13 protein-coding genes are annotated in these 15,337 nt (G+C 30.4%); 3 read left to right on the top strand and 10 right to left on the bottom strand.

The window, feature by feature from the left end; translation table 11 throughout:
* The first annotated feature begins 84 nt into the window (after positions 1-84).
* Complete coding sequence (locus bsdE14_RS19075; RefSeq protein WP_264851582.1) at positions 85-801, top strand: Crp/Fnr family transcriptional regulator; 717 nt, start codon at positions 85-87, stop codon at positions 799-801.
* A 69-nt stretch (positions 802-870) separates the two neighbouring features.
* On the opposite strand, the gene bsdE14_RS19070 is transcribed toward bsdE14_RS19075, so the two are convergent.
* From bsdE14_RS19070 to bsdE14_RS19035, 8 genes are all read right to left on the bottom strand, one after another.
* Positions 871-2,640, bottom strand: coding sequence for an oleate hydratase (locus bsdE14_RS19070; RefSeq protein ID WP_264851581.1), 1,770 nt, complete (start codon positions 2,638-2,640; stop codon positions 871-873).
* Positions 2,641-2,877: 237 nt separating this feature from the next.
* A complete protein-coding gene (locus bsdE14_RS19065) occupies positions 2,878-4,044 on the bottom strand; it encodes an amidohydrolase (RefSeq protein ID WP_264851580.1) in 1,167 nt (388 codons plus the stop codon).
* Between the two features lie 103 nt (positions 4,045-4,147).
* Positions 4,148-5,548, bottom strand: coding sequence for an MFS transporter (locus bsdE14_RS19060; RefSeq protein ID WP_264851579.1), 1,401 nt, complete (start codon positions 5,546-5,548; stop codon positions 4,148-4,150).
* 172 nt (positions 5,549-5,720) lie between these two features.
* Entirely contained in the window at positions 5,721-7,013 is a 1,293-nt protein-coding gene (locus bsdE14_RS19055; RefSeq protein ID WP_264851578.1) for a sensor histidine kinase, read from the bottom strand.
* The gene (locus bsdE14_RS19050) at positions 6,998-7,741 is read right to left on the bottom strand and encodes a LytR/AlgR family response regulator transcription factor (RefSeq protein ID WP_264851577.1); all 744 of its coding nucleotides are present in this window, start codon (positions 7,739-7,741) and stop codon (positions 6,998-7,000) included. Before bsdE14_RS19050 ends, bsdE14_RS19055 begins: the two co-directional genes overlap by 16 nt.
* Positions 7,742-8,035: 294 nt before the next feature.
* The gene (locus tag bsdE14_RS19045) at positions 8,036-9,160 is read right to left on the bottom strand and encodes a radical SAM protein (protein ID WP_264851576.1); all 1,125 of its coding nucleotides are present in this window, start codon (positions 9,158-9,160) and stop codon (positions 8,036-8,038) included.
* A 52-nt stretch (positions 9,161-9,212) separates the two neighbouring features.
* On the bottom strand, positions 9,213-10,565 hold the full coding sequence (gene rlmD, locus bsdE14_RS19040; protein WP_264851575.1) for a 23S rRNA (uracil(1939)-C(5))-methyltransferase RlmD: 1,353 nt from the start codon (positions 10,563-10,565) through the stop codon (positions 9,213-9,215).
* 33 nt (positions 10,566-10,598) lie between these two features.
* Positions 10,599-11,054, bottom strand: a complete 456-nt coding sequence (locus bsdE14_RS19035; RefSeq protein ID WP_264851574.1) for an RDD family protein — start codon at positions 11,052-11,054, stop codon at positions 10,599-10,601.
* A 264-nt stretch (positions 11,055-11,318) separates the two neighbouring features.
* On the opposite strand from bsdE14_RS19035, the gene bsdE14_RS19030 reads away from it, so the two are divergent.
* On the top strand, positions 11,319-13,181 hold the full coding sequence (locus tag bsdE14_RS19030; protein WP_264851573.1) for an LTA synthase family protein: 1,863 nt from the start codon (positions 11,319-11,321) through the stop codon (positions 13,179-13,181).
* A gap of 91 nt (positions 13,182-13,272) precedes the next feature.
* The gene (locus bsdE14_RS19025; protein WP_264851572.1) at positions 13,273-14,028 is read left to right on the top strand and encodes a TSUP family transporter; all 756 of its coding nucleotides are present in this window, start codon (positions 13,273-13,275) and stop codon (positions 14,026-14,028) included.
* 50 nt (positions 14,029-14,078) lie between these two features.
* On the opposite strand, the gene bsdE14_RS19020 is transcribed toward bsdE14_RS19025, so the two are convergent.
* A complete protein-coding gene (locus bsdE14_RS19020; protein WP_264851571.1) occupies positions 14,079-14,324 on the bottom strand; it encodes a hypothetical protein in 246 nt (81 codons plus the stop codon).
* A 165-nt stretch (positions 14,325-14,489) separates the two neighbouring features.
* A complete protein-coding gene (ppaX, locus tag bsdE14_RS19015; RefSeq protein WP_435382570.1) occupies positions 14,490-15,155 on the bottom strand; it encodes a pyrophosphatase PpaX in 666 nt (221 codons plus the stop codon).
* Between the last annotated feature and the right edge of the window lie 182 nt (positions 15,156-15,337).

The raw sequence follows: 15,337 nt of genomic DNA, 5'->3' as shown, positions 1-15,337 counted from the left end.
TTTCGCTCTTCGTTGATTATATTTTATCAATAATGATATAATATAATAAATGACAACTGTCATATTTTTAAAAAAGGAGACACTATGAATAACTTCAATAATTCCCTAAAAAAAGTATTAGAATTTACTTTTTCAAATAAATCCAATTCTTATAATACTGCAAAGGATTTTTTAAAAGAACTTTCTTCTGATAAACTTCAGGTATTAGAACTTGAGGAAAGTAAAGTTTTTATTGAAAGTAGTAACAAATTAGATTATATATTTATCTTAGTAAGCGGCATAACATATATCGTATATTATACTGTTGATGGAAGACGTATAATTGCAGATACTCTTAGTGAAACTCAAATATTTGGTTTGATTGAGGCAATAAATAATACTAGCATTTATAGCGGGACCGTAATAACTCTCTCTCATTCTCTACTTGTTAAGGTTAAAAAGGAATATTTTTTAGAGGCGATATACAAAGACATTGATATAGCCTCATACATAATAAAATACTTAGCTAATTTCTCAACTCATTCAATCAAAGCTTCAGAGTATAAAAAATCCATATCACCTTATGAAAATTTGATTATATATTTGTACAATCAAACCATGAAAAAAAGTCTTCCTTATAGGGTCAAGGACAATAAGACCTTTATTGCTGACTCACTGCAAATAAATAAAAGGACACTTTATAGATATTTAAACAAGTTAACAGATGAAGATATCATTTCAAGAGATCGTCAAGATATAGTAATTACTGAAATTAACCATAAAAAACTCCAAAGTATTTTTAATTCTATCAATAATATATAAATTAAAAAAATCGGAGTACCTCATTATGCGAGGCATCTCCGATTTTGTTTTAATTAATCAAAATACTTTTTAAATTATATTATATCTTTTTAGTACATCTTCTATTACTGTTCCCTGAATCTTTTTTAAGCCTTTCTTTTTAACAAGATTTAATGGGAATGGTAATTTTGTATCGCCAGGCTTTTTGCCATCCATCATCTTCACTGTAGAATCCAATAATACACGAACATCATAGCAGGAACCAAATACTTCTGGAACACCACGATCTACATCCAGTAATGTATACACTGCTTCCATAGCTGTTCTTACAGAATATTCTGTAGTGAATACTGTGTCACGATCAGTATGAGCAAATTGACCAAGGAAAGCAAAGTTTTCGCTTCCATCTGGTACAACCTTAGGTCTATCTTCTAATCTTCTAGGCATAAAGAATGCAGTAATATATGGCATCATGCAAGGTATGCAATTTGCAGATTTTGTAGCCATATCATGAATCTCTGCTTCAGGTACACCTAAATGGTATAGCCATTCTTCTGTAATTTCAATACCAGTACATTCCTTCATTGGCTTCTTTATATAATTTCCTGGAACTTCTGAGAATAAACCATATACCCAAACACATAGCTGATCTTTTGGTTGTGATTTAAAATGTGGTTGTCTATTTACAGTCCAGCTCATTAGCCAATTTGAATCTTTAACTGTAACAATACCACCGGAAACAACCATTCCACTAAATGGATCACGTTTGCAAATTTTTTCAATATATGGAGGGATTCTGTTATCAAGTGTAGTTACTGTAGCAGATTCCCAGTTTGTTTCCTTTGTATTAGAACAGAACTTCTCAGGCCTACCAAAGGCTGGATCTTGTTTAGCGATATTCTTCCATAACTGCCAGCATCCTCTTATTGAATCATCAAACTCAGGTGCATGATTTTGGTCACCAAGAGTAGAATTTTCTGTACAGCTTCCATTTGTAATAAATACTAAATCATTCTTAGTAAGTTCAATAATTTCTTCCTTCCCAGCATGCTTGCAAACAATTTTCTTTGCTAGCTTTTTGCCACCCTTAATATCAAAAATAACATTTGTTACTTCAGTATCATATTGGAAGTTAACTCCATGTGCTTCTAGGTATTTTACCATTGGTAGAATTAATGATTCATATTGATTGTACTTTGTAAACTTCAAAGCAGATAGGTCTGGTAATCCCCCTATATGGTGAATAAATCTTTGAAGATATAACTTCATTTCTAATGCACTGTGCCAATCTCTGAATGCAAACATTGTTCTCCAATACATCCAAAAGTTTGAGTTAAGAAGATCTTCTGAGAATACATCCTCTATCTTCTTATCAAATAAGTCTTCATCACGAGTCATAAATAGCTTAACAAGTTCCTTAGATGCCTTTTCACTTAATCCAAATTTTCCATCAGTATGAGCATCTTCGCCTCTATCGATAGTTGCTCTTTGTAATGAATAGTTTGGGTCCTTTTTATTTAACCAATAATATTCATCTAGAACAGAAACGCCTTCTGTTTCTATAGAAGGGATTGAACGGAATAAGTCCCATAAGCATTCAAAGTGGTTTTCCATTTCACGACCACCACGAATAATGAATCCTTTTTGATTGTCTTTAATACCGTCACAAGCTCCCCCTGGAAGGCTAAGCTCTTCCAAAATGTGAATGTGATCACCCTTCATCTGTCCGTCACGTACTAAGAAACAAGCAGCTGCCAAAGAAGCTAAACCTGCTCCTACAAGGTATGCTGACTTTTTATCTACATCAACAGGTTTTAAAGGACGTGCAAATGCTTCATAATTACCATTACTATAATACATAGAAAAACCCCCTAAACTCTATTTTATTACTAGATTATAAAAAAATTTATGCATGCCCGCAATAGACAATATCAGCACGGTGTCTAAACCTTCTACAAAAGACTTAATTTGTAGAAACTTTCTACAAACAAGCCATTTTGTCGAAAAATAATTTTTCAATGGGGTTTTTACTGTATTGTATTCTGTATGCCGAAGTAATAAATATCTCATTGCCTTCCCTAATTTGTGTTTCTCTTACTATTTATTTAAAAAATCAATAGCAAATTGGACATGCAATGCTGTACCATATTTCATATAGTCCTCATCAATCTTAAATTTCTCATGGTGTGGAAAGTATATAGCTTCCTTTTCTTCATTTCTATATCCAAGTAAGGCATATACTCCTTTAGCATGCTTAAAATAGTAAGGCATATCCTCTGATCCCATCATTTTAGGTAAAGTTATATTCTTGCCTTCTCCAAAGACCTTTGTACAGCTTTTATCAGCAAGTATTGATAATTCATCATCATTGTAAAGACTTAGTGCACTTTCCTCTATGATTACATCAACCTTAAGCTCGTAAGCATCTGCAATAGCCTTTGCATGTCTTTTTATTGCGTTATGAGCTAGTTCTCTAACTTTTGGATTAAAGTATCTCATTGAAATGTCAATGTCTGTATATTTAGCAACTATGTTTGCCTTTGTTCCTCCAACGAACTTTCCTACAGAAAGCACTATTGGCTCTTGAGCATCAATGTTTTTAGCAACTATTCCTTGAAGATCAGTAACAAAAATACATGCCGGATGAATGGTGTCCTTTGCTAGATGAGGAACAGACCCGTGGCCTGATACTCCTTCAAACTTAACATAAATAGTATCACAGCCTGCCATTCTATATCCTGGAGTGATATCTACATATCCTGTCTCTAACCCAGGCATTCCATGCATTCCAAAACAAGCATCAACTCCATCCATTCCTCCTGCTTCTATTATTTTTTTTGCTCCTGTGAAAGTTTCCTCTCCCTCTTGAAAGAAAAATCTTATCTCACCAGGTATTTCATCTTTCATTTCAGATAAAATTTTTGCAGCACCTAGAAGCATAGCAGCATGTGCATCGTGACCGCAAGCATGCATTAATCCAGGGGTTTTCGATTTAAATTCAACATCTGCTTCTTCTTTTACTGGTAGAGCATCTATGTCCCCTCTTAGTGCTATAGTCTTTCCACTTTTTTCACCCTTTAATGTAGCTATTAAAGAAGAGTTGCCTGCCTTCTTATATGGTATCCCAAGTTTATCTAATTCTTTCATAATCTTTTCCTGAGTTTTAAATTCCTGCCCACTAAGCTCAGGATTTTCATGCAAATCTCTTCTGAATTTTATAATATAATCTTCAATTGATTTTACCTTATCTAATATATTTGACATTTAAAGCACTCCTTTCTTATTTATATATTTTCACCTTTATTTAACTAAATATTAAAAGCTGCAATATCTATATTTACCTTTTGGTAAGCTGTCACAGTAAAATCTAAGCTACCTTTCTTTCATTTCCTTCACTTCTCTTTATCTTAGGAACTAGTGCTAAAACAGCAATTAATGAAATAGTTCCTGCTATTACGCTAACTCCAAGTCCTAGTCCAGCTGCTAAATTTGAAGCTGTCTTACTGCTCATAAGAATTGCTGTAGAAACCGCTCCAGAAATAGCAACTCCAAAACTACCTCCTAAAGAACTAGCCATTTTATAAATACCTGATGCAGATCCAGCTTTTTCTTTAGGAACATTTCCAACTGCTGTGTTTGTAGATGGAGTAGCATAAAATCCGAATCCAACTCCCATAATAGCAAGTCCAACAAAAATACATGCAAAATATAAAATATTCGTTAAGAAAGTTAATGTCATTAAGAAGATTCCTACAGCAGCCAATAGAGTTCCTATAATCATAGGATAGCGTGCTCCTGTCTTAAGCATCACTTTTTCCCCTACACGAATTGTTGATACTATAGCTATTAAATAGCCAATAGTTAACAAGCCACTTTGGAAAGAAGTTAATCCTCTTGTTGTCTGTACGTAGGGCATTAGTATAAATAAACAACCTGCACACATATTAAGCAAGAAATTTGAAATTACGGCAGCGTTGTAACCTTTGCTTCTAAATAGTGAAAAATCAACTAATGGTGCTGCATTTTTGCGTTCTACAATTATAAACAATACAAATGCAGCAACAAATACAGCTAATAGTATTAGAACCTTAGTACTTAACCAACCCCACTGTAAACCACGAGTAACTATTAAATTTAATGAAAGTAATGATATTACTATAGTAATAATTCCAAAATAGTCAAAGTTTTGTTTTTCTCCACTAGTATTTTTACTTTCTGGAGTACCATTAATTAAAAACATACCAACCACAGCTACTGGAACAGTAATCCAAAATAACCATCTCCACCCTAAGGCTGATACTACCGCACCACCAAAGAAGTTAGAAAGACCACTACCACCCCATGAAGCTAAAGACCAAAAGCTTAGGGCACGAGGACGAGCTGTACCTTCATAGTAGGCATTTATAATAGCTAAAGTAGCAGGCATAATAAATGCACCTGATAAACCTTGGATAACACGACCTATAATAAGAAGTGATTGTCCCTGTGATATCCCACAAAGTATAGAACCAATTATACTTAAAATAAATCCAACTTGATTAATCTTTATACGCCCTAACTTATCAGCGATACCTCCAGCAGTTACAATAGTTACTCCACAAATTAATGCAGTTATACTAACTGCAGTGCTAATAACAGAACTTGAGATTCCTAAGCTTTGATGGATTGCCGGTACCCCTGCTGTTATGCTGCCTGCAAATAACCAGTAAGTTGCAACTCCAAGAACCATTCCAAATAATAAACGATCATTACCTTTGTAATTTGGCATATATTTTCCCTCCTAAACTTATTGAACAATTTCATGTTATACCTATTAAAAGAAAGTTAAAATAGACTTTCTTCCAACGCTTATTCTTTCACCTTAAGTTTTATATGCTATTACGTTAGGAGGTTATTTTTTAATCTAAACGTAAAAAGAAGTTAAAAGTACTATTTTCCTTTTAACTTCTTTTTACAGAAAAAATATATAAATCTTGAATAAACATTCCTTCATTTATAAATGTATTTAAAGTCATATTAGAATTTTTATCAACTATATATTTAAGTATATGAAGACCTAATCCTCTATTTTCTCCTTTTGTAGAATAACCCTTATTAAAAATCTTATCTAGGTTCATTTCTTTACTTTTAAAGGTATTTCCTACTGTAATATTTAAACCACCATCAGATGCTTCAACATAAATTTCTATTTTCTTGCTCTCATTTTCTGATGCTTCTTCTAATGCGTTTTCTAATATGATTCCCATAACTCTAGAAAATTCCACTTCCGTTATGTAAGATTCCTTTATTTCTCCTATAACTATTAAGCTTACTTCTACATTTTTCTTAATGCTTAGCATTATGTAGTATGAAAGTATGGATTTTAGCGGAATGTAACTTATGTCTTTTAAGTTTAAAAAAGAATGATAACTCTCATCTCCTGCTACTTCTTTATTTATTTTTTCTAATAAATTATTTACATTAGAATTTTCTGCTCCGACACCTAAAATAATATTTTTATAATCATGCTTAAATTCTCGGTATTTTTCAACTAATTCTTCTATAGTTTCTATGTAAAGGCTAAGCTCTTCAATTCTTTTCTCCTTTTCCTTTAATTGTAACTTAGCTTTTATTTTTTCAATGCTTAGTTCATTGTTTATAATATAAAAAATTAAAACGAATAAATTAATACAAACAAATGCGATTAATTTAATTCCAAAGTTTAAATTAAAATTATTTATTATCTCTATTATTAGATTAATTGCGATAATAATATATATGCCACTAAAGTCTCTTTCCTTTACACCCTCACTGGAAAAGCTTAGAGGAATATATCTTCTAAACACTGCAAAAGCTATCATGATAGCTAAATAAATGAAAACAAAATAGTAGTTAACTTTATATAACAATATATTAAAATTAAATATATCTTTTATATTTATACTATAGCCCATAATGAGTACTATGCCTGCACTCATATAATATGATAGTAAAGTGATTAACTCAACAAAAAAAGAAAGCTGTATATTGCGTTTAATATCTCTACCAACTAAAAAATGGCTTATAATATAATTACAAAGCCATACAAATATAAAAACTAGAAAGCTATCTTGCAAAAATCCCATAGTTGTAGGTTTAATAAGTATAACTAAAACTATTGCACTAATATTCTTGATATTTATTTTTGTTTTTTGATTTGAATATACATATATAAGGTATGCCTGAACAAAAGTAGTTGCTATTGTATAATGCATGTTTTTATTTCCCTTTCTCTTCTCTTGGAAACTGGCTCTTTTATATCACCAGTAAGAACTACATACAAATCTTTATCAACATGTTCAATCCTTTTAATATGATTCCTATTCACAATAATACATCTATGAATTTGTATAAAATCATCTGTAAGCTTTTCTTCAATTTCTTTTAATGTTAAATTTAAACTTATTTTATCTTTAGCAGTATGCAATATAATTTTCTTTTTATGTTTATCAGTTTCTATCAATACAATATCTAAAGGCTTTACTTTAATTACGTCCGCGCCAACTTTAAATACTAAAGCTTCACTCTCAATCCTATGTTTATAAATCTTAAGATATGCGCTAAGTGCCTTTTTCAGGTCATTTTCCATATCGCAGCCTTTATCTATAAAATCTAATATTCTTAGTTTATATTTAAATACACTACCCATTTGATGAACGTAGGAAGTAATATACATCATTTCCCCTTTATAATCATCTAAATTTCTTATTTCTCTTCCTAATAATAACCCATTCTTATCCTGCTTTAAATCTATGTCTAAAATATATAGGCACTCTTCATAAGAAGTTAAAGATTTAATATAGTTTATTGTTTCTTCATAATGATTAAATGCATTAATGTTGCATTTTATATCACTATCCTGAAAAAAAAGTTTTACTATATTTGAGATTTCTTTTATATATTCCTGTCTATCTTCGCATATAATTATATCCAATAAAATCACCGCTTTACATTTTCTTAGTAAAAAACTAGATAATGGAGCTATATATGTTATTTTTTATATTATATATTTTACCACGAAAATGTTTTATAATCATCATTCACTATAATATATAACTCATAATGATTCCAATTATATAATTACTCGCAGAAGAAAACCAATAACTCATATGTAATATATTACAAAAAGCAAACATTATTATCATCTAAAAATACTTTAAACAGGCAAAAATAATGCCGCTTGAATCAAATAGATCCTTAGCGGCAAATTTTATCTTGAAAACAAATTAAAGACTTTCTAAAAAATAAGTTCTCCTGGCTTATAGCCATCAGGCAATTCTTCTTCACTTAAAAATTTGAAATTGTCATCACGAAGTATTGGTAAGAATGCTTCGTACGGAATCCTGGAAAACTCACAAGTATAATTACTAGCTCCGAACCACTTACCCTCTTTGCTGCTCAAATTTAAATCCCTAGCAAATTTTGTATTGTTTGAGCAATCATGAACTGCAAAATCCCACTTTTCTTCATCGGCTTTTTTCATGAATTTCAGAGTTAACTCTCTACTCCAAATTGGAGATATATAGCCCTGCCTTGCAATATACATGTTTTCCCCATAGTAATTGTCTATGTTATTCTCATTTAAATGTAACTCTGCACAATTGATAAAATCCAGTTTTGTATCTAAAATAGCTTGCTTTTTCTTAAAAAAAGCTTCGAAAAACTCTGGAGTCATTGGAGTTTCAATACCTACATTCTTAATATACTTTTTTGCTACTCCAATATTGTCTATTACTTTGTCTGAACAATTAGAGGCACCTAGGTTGAACCGTATCTCGTCAAGACCGGCTTCACCTAATGCTTTCAATGTATCTTCTGTTGCTAAAGTGCCATTTGTATATAAATGCTGATAAATTCCCGCTGCATTAAATTTTTTTATAATGGAATAATATTTTTCAATTTCCATAAATGGCTCTAAATAAACGTAAGCAACGCCAGTGGGTTTCTTGTGAATGGAAAGAAGTAAATCTATATCCTTCTCATAAAATTTTGTACCTCCAATTTCCCACATACCTTCGCCAACTGGAGGAATATTATCTAAATCTCCATAATTATAACAGAACTTACACTCTATGTTACATTTATTTGTTTTTCTAATAGCTCCTAAGCCGGTTCCTAGCAAACAAGAGCGGCATCCCTTTGAAAATTTGCTTTCGTTTCCCACAAAAAGAGTTCTATTCTCTAAAGTTTTCAGACCTGCAATTTCCAACTTTAGTTTATCATTTCTATGTTCGATGGCTGCCTCAATTTGAGCAAAGGTAGAGTAAATGATTTCTTGTTGTTTTATCATTAGTTCCTCATCCTCTGGTAATATTGAAAAAAACTCAAACCATGCAAGCGCATCTTTTTTTGAAATTTTCATAATGTATCCTCCTCCAATTACTCTTCCTGAAGATTTATTTCAAATCTTCCTGCTATTTTTTTAATGAAACTACCGTCTCCACGTGAGGAGTATGTGGAAACATATCCATAAGCTTAATCTTTTCAACTTTATATCCTCTGTCAGTTAATACCTTAAGATCATTTGCTAAACTCTTTGGATTACAGGATACATACACGATGTCTGGAGCATTGAATTTTATTACATAGTCCATTGCTGTTGGATGAACTCCTGCTCTTGGTGGATCAAGAATTATAACATCTGGCTTTTCATCAATAGTCTGAATTACCTTAGCAACATCTCCAGCAATGAATTCACAGTTTGAAAGATTATTTAGTTTGGCATTTTCTCTAGCTGAAATTACTGCTTCTTCTATAAGTTCTATGCCTAAAACCCTTTTAGCCTTTGGTGCTACAATCTGACCAATAGTACCCGTACCACAATAAAGGTCAAACACTACCTTAGAATCTGCTTTTCCTAAAAATTCTCGTACTATGCTGTATAGCTTTTCAGCACCCTTGGAATTAGTCTGGAAAAATGAAAATGGAGAAATTTTAAACTTTAAGCCTAGTAACTCTTCTATTATATAATCTCTTCCATATAATATTTTTACTTCATCTGCTTGCACCATATCTGCAAGGGAATCATTTAATGTATGTATTATACCTTTAATTGTATCATTATAATTTAATTGCAATAAAAGATTATTTAACTCTGTTAAGTCAAAATCAATTTGTGTTGTTGTTACAATATTGATTAATATTTCTCCAGTATTTTTTGTCTTTCTAATAACCAGGTTTCTTAAATAGCCTTCATGCGCTAATACTCTGTAGTAAGGTAACTTCTTATCTCTAAAATAACTAAGTACTGTATTTAGTATTTTCCTAAAGTCCTCATCTACTATTTCACAGCTATCAACAGTTAATATGCTAAAGCTTTTTCCTTTTACATGCATTCCTAGTGTAAGTTCTCCACCTTTTTCATAATCTCCAAAGGTATATTCCATCTTGTTTCTATATGCAAACTCTTCAGGTGACTTTTCGATTCCTAAAAAATCATAATCTTCTATATTTGCTTCCTTTAGAAGCTTTAAAACTTGCTGCTGTTTTAACTCTAATTGCTTTTCGTAGGATATCATCTGATGAGTGCATCCACCACATTGACCAAAATGAGCACACTTATTATGGATTTTATAGTCCACATCTTCAAGCACCTCTAATAAGTTAGCTTCAACATGAGAACTCTTCTTTTTTATTATTTTACCCTTTATCTTTTGACCTGGCAGGGCATTCTTTATATAAACCTTATGACCTTCTACTTCTCCTACACCATAACCTGGAAATTCTGTTTCTTTTATAAAAATATCATATACGTTTCCTTTTTTCATGCGAACGCTGCTCCTAATTAATATATTGTGTTATTATATGCTTCTGCCAATAGTATTACCTTTTTTAGTACTTTCCATTATTGCTGGATAAAGTATTGAAACTACAACAAATATGATAAGTAGCATGCTTATCTTTCCACTAATAAAATATCCTGCTGCTCTTAATATAAAATCACCCAAATAAAGTAATACAACTGAAATTATACCTATAACTGCCTCATCCACAATTGCAGCAATTAAATTTCTAAAGAAGGATTTTTTACCTACAACTTTATCTTTAGAAGTCTCTACAGGCTCAATAAAGTCCTCTATTTTTTCTTCTTCAGTGTCATTAGCTTCTTTTGCCTTTTCTTCCTTAGCTTGTTCTTCATTACCTGGGATGGTTTCTTCATTTATCTCAGTAACTTCATCAGCATTTTCTAATTCTTCTTCATTTAAAACTACTTCTTCTTCATTCTCTTCCATTGAATTTTTATTTTGATCTAGCATTTTCTTACCCTCCAAAATATTAAATTTCCATTAGTTCATTATCTATTATGCAATAGTATTCAAAATATGTAAATATAATTTATAGCTGTATGAAAATTGTTTGAAATTTTTTAATAATTTTTGCATATCCTAAATATAATTATATTTATGCAGTTATAATTTTCTTTAACAAAATCGTAACAATTTATTAACAATTTATTTTGAGTTTATACATATAAAAGTTCTATACTTTTATCGTTATAAAATAACAAATGGAGGACTTATATGAATAAGATCTTGAAAAAATCAGTTTCTAATATAGATATTCTATTATTTTTCATTATTATAATTATTAAGTTAAAACAGTACAGTATTCAAATAGGAGAAGGCTATTTTTTAAAAAGTTCAATTTTCCCTACTGCTTCATCTATAGCAATAATACTAGCTATAGCCATATTATTAAAGAATAAATCAAGAGTTAAATTTCTTTTTCTCATGGATTTAATTATAAGTATTGCCATTATATGCGATATTAATTACTTTAGATATTTTAAAGACTTACTATCAATTCCTGTAATAAAAAATGGTTTTTTACTAGGTGATGTAAAATCAAGTGTTAATAGCATATTTAAAATTCAGGACTTACTTTATTTTAGTGACTTTCTTGTTATAATACCATTAATGAAAATAAGAAAGCATTTTAATTTTGAAAATATCTCTTTTGTAAAAAGACTTGCAATTACATTTTCAATTTTAATAATTGCCGTTAGCACAAATTCTTATTATTTTTATGAATTATCCAAAGAACAACCCCGACTTATAAGCACCATGTACAATAAAGTTTACATAGAAAAGAAGCTTGGATTAATAAATACTCACGGTATTGATATATTTAATACTCTAAAAAATGATGCTTCAAGAAAAATGGCTATATCCAAAACAAAGGAGGAAGAAATACAAAACTATCTTCAGGCCAATACTACTGAAAGCAGCACAGCTTTAAAAGGTGTTGGTAAGGGTAAGAATCTTATAATGATTCAAGTAGAAGCTTTGCAAAACTTTGTTATAAATGCTAAGGTAAATGGTGAAGAAATAACCCCTAATTTAAACAAACTTGCTAGTCAAAGCAAGTATTTTGATAACTATTACTATCAAGTTTCTTCAGGCGGTACATCTGATGCTGAGTTTTTGTCAAATAATTCACTATATCCTTCACCATCTGGTGCAGCATACTACATGTATTATGATAATGATTATAATTCCATAGCAAAGGTGTTAAAAACTCAAGGTTACAGCACTAATGTATTTCACGGATATAAAGAAACCTTCTGGAATAGAAATATTATGTATAAAGCTGAGGGCTTTGATAATTATTACAGTGAAAAAGACTTCAATATTGATGAAACTGTGGGTCTCGGTCTTAGTGATAAATCTTTTTTGAATCAAACAGTGGAAAAGTTAAAAACTATGGATAAGCCTTATTTTAGCTTCATCATAACCTTGAGCAGTCATTTTCCCTTTGATGATACTGAACATTATGGTGATTTTAATACTGGTAAATACGAAAATACCCTTTTAGGAAATTACATCAAAGCTATCCACTATACCGATGAACAGCTTGGTATGTTTTTACAAAAGCTTGATGATGAGGGAATTTCTAAAGATAGTATAATAGTGCTTTATGGTGATCATAATGCAATACCTAAAGAAAATGAAAAAGATTTAGCAGATTTTATGGGTATCCAAAATATGAATGAGCTTGAATGGGCTAAACTTCAAAAGGTACCAATGATGATCCATTTTCCGAGTAATGAGTATGCTGAAGTAAATCATATTACATCAGGACAGATAGATTTATACCCAACACTATGTAACATATTAGACATTCAAAATCAAGACTTATTAGGAAGTGATTTATTAAACACTAAAAATAGCACGGTTGTATTTAGAAATGGTTCTTTTACAGATGGAAAAGTATTCTATCTTTCAAGCAATTCTACTTATTATGACTATTCAAGTGGTGAAAAACTTAACGAGACTGAAGATTTAAAAGCTGAAAGAACAGCTAGATTAAAGGAACTTGAATATTCAGATGAGATATTAAAGCATAATCTACTAAAGGTATACGATAAACAGAATAATAATTAAAAAAACTGGAGATAATTCTCTAGTTTTTTTATATTAACAATATTCAAAAGTATGTTACAATAATATTGACTTTTATATAGGCGGTGTTAATATGCTAATGAAAATACTTTTTTTATGTGGAGCTGGTTTTCTTGCAGCACTAGTCGATTCTATTGCTGGAGGCGGTGGTCTAATAAGTGTACCTGCATATTTACTTGCAGGAGTTCCTCCTTATTATAGTTTAGGTACAAATAAATTTTCTTCCACTGCAGGCTCCTTTACTAGCTCAATTAAATTCGCAACTTCCGGAAAAGTAGATTTTAAAATATTAAAATTTGCTATACCCTTTACTCTTATTGGGGCTGTACTTGGTGTAAATACAGTACTAATGATAGATCAAACCTTTTTATATACTCTAGTTTTAATATTAGTGTTATTTGTAGGTATTTATAGTTTCTTTTCAAAATCTATAGGAATGGAGGACAAGTTTCAAGGCATAAATGCTAAAAATATAGCTCTAGCCATAATATTAGCTTTTGCATTAGGATTTTATGATGGTTTTTTCGGTCCAGGTACAGGTTCTTTTCTAATATTTGGATTAATTAGTATTTTTCATTTTGACTTTGTAAAAGCTAGTGGAAATGCTAAGGTACTAAACTTTGTAAGCAACATTACTGCTCTAATAATGTTTGCTATCAATCATAAAATAGACTATGCACTTGGTATTCCTGTAGCTATTTTCATGATTCTTGGAGCAAGAATAGGAACTAAGCTAGCACTTAATAAAGGAGCTAAGCTAATAAAGCCTATTTTTATAACTATGTCTTTAGGTGTAGCTATAAAAATGCTATACTCAATGCTTACATAGCATAAAACTGCCTCTTTTACTTTTAGAGGCAGTTTTTTATATTTATCTTTCTATATTACCTTTCGAAGTTTATTATGCTCATATTCCTTTATAAACTTGTTATTTGATTCATCTCTTATTAGAAGCCTAACGTTACTTTCACTTATTTTTAATATTTTACCCTTAAGTTTACTTCCAACAACATTAACAGGAGCTCCGATATTAAGTTCTTTTACTGATTCGCTATTACAAAAACTACACTTTTTATCATCATCTAAAACTCTTTTGCATTCTTCACAGTAATATAATTTTCTCATAATACTTCTCCCCTTTATATAATTTGTGATCTTAAAATTAATATTATTAATAATAAAATCACTTAAATATATATTCTACATTTTACATTTTTTTCCTTCTATTTTTATAGATTTTACTTTTTATTTACAAATAAAAAACCTGAAGCAATTACTTCAGGTTAAATTCTATGCAATAAACTCTACTAATTCTCTAATACTATCTATAGTATAATCTGGATCATACTTTAATATTTCTTCAATTGGAAGAGCAGTATATTTAACAAGACATGCCTTTGCTCCTGCATTTTTCCCACATAAAATATCATAGTAGCTGTCTCCTACCATTATTGCTTCTTCGGGATTAATTTTAAGTACTTCACAAGCCTTTAAAACAGGTTCGCCATATGGCTTATGTAGCTTTGTATCTTCTGGAGTTATTATTACATCCATTAGCCTATCTAATCCGAAAAGCTGAAGACCTTTCAGCGCCATTACTCTTCTTTTAGAAGTAACAACTCCTACCTTTATGTCTCTTTCCTTAATTGCTTTTATTGCATCTTCTACTCCTTCAAAGGATTTTGTAAGTTCATCGTGCCTTACTTCATTATATTCCATATAAGTTTTAAGAAGTGCATCTACATTTTCTCTATCATAGCGAGCTAAAGTTTCCTTTAAAGGTTCTCCAAAGAACATTACAATCTCTTTTTCATCTAAGGTTTTGTTTAAATGCTTTTTGAAGGTATGATTGAAAGACTTTATAATTAGGTTGTTTGTATTTATTAAAGTTCCATCCAAATCAAATAAAACTGCTTTAATCATTAGTTCATCAATCCTTTTCTTTAATCTATACATATATATTATATACTATAATATATCATTATAATAGTAAAAAACATAAAGCTTAATCAAATATAATATGACAATTAGCATCTCCAACTTTTTAGCAATATTAAAGGTAATTATACCATTAAAATTAATCTATTAAGAATAATCCGTCACTATGCTAAGTAATATATATTAAAAGATTTGAAAGG

This window comes from Clostridium omnivorum (genome assembly GCF_026012015.1).
Lineage (GTDB): Bacteria > Bacillota > Clostridia > Clostridiales > Clostridiaceae > Clostridium_AX > Clostridium_AX omnivorum.
The sequence above is the reverse complement of the archived record's forward strand: the minus strand, read 5'-3'. Positions and strand labels throughout refer to the sequence as shown.

What these genes read in the sequence shown, in the direction of transcription:
- bsdE14_RS19075 (WP_264851582.1), top strand. Translation starts at nt 85, where the DNA reads ATGAATAACTTCAATAATTCCCTAAAAAAAGTATTAGAATTTACTTTT.
- bsdE14_RS19070 (WP_264851581.1), bottom strand. Translation starts at nt 2,640, where the DNA reads ATGTATTATAGTAATGGTAATTATGAAGCATTTGCACGTCCTTTAAAA.
- bsdE14_RS19065 (WP_264851580.1), bottom strand. Translation starts at nt 4,044, where the DNA reads ATGTCAAATATATTAGATAAGGTAAAATCAATTGAAGATTATATTATA.
- bsdE14_RS19060 (WP_264851579.1), bottom strand. Translation starts at nt 5,548, where the DNA reads ATGCCAAATTACAAAGGTAATGATCGTTTATTATTTGGAATGGTTCTT.
- bsdE14_RS19055 (WP_264851578.1), bottom strand. Translation starts at nt 7,013, where the DNA reads ATGCATTATACAATAGCAACTACTTTTGTTCAGGCATACCTTATATAT.
- bsdE14_RS19045 (WP_264851576.1), bottom strand. Translation starts at nt 9,160, where the DNA reads ATGAAAATTTCAAAAAAAGATGCGCTTGCATGGTTTGAGTTTTTTTCA.
- rlmD (WP_264851575.1), bottom strand. Translation starts at nt 10,565, where the DNA reads ATGAAAAAAGGAAACGTATATGATATTTTTATAAAAGAAACAGAATTT.
- bsdE14_RS19035 (WP_264851574.1), bottom strand. Translation starts at nt 11,054, where the DNA reads ATGCTAGATCAAAATAAAAATTCAATGGAAGAGAATGAAGAAGAAGTA.
- bsdE14_RS19030 (WP_264851573.1), top strand. Translation starts at nt 11,319, where the DNA reads ATGAATAAGATCTTGAAAAAATCAGTTTCTAATATAGATATTCTATTA.
- bsdE14_RS19025 (WP_264851572.1), top strand. Translation starts at nt 13,273, where the DNA reads ATGCTAATGAAAATACTTTTTTTATGTGGAGCTGGTTTTCTTGCAGCA.
- bsdE14_RS19020 (WP_264851571.1), bottom strand. Translation starts at nt 14,324, where the DNA reads ATGAGAAAATTATATTACTGTGAAGAATGCAAAAGAGTTTTAGATGAT.
- ppaX (WP_435382570.1), bottom strand. Translation starts at nt 15,155, where the DNA reads ATGTATAGATTAAAGAAAAGGATTGATGAACTAATGATTAAAGCAGTT.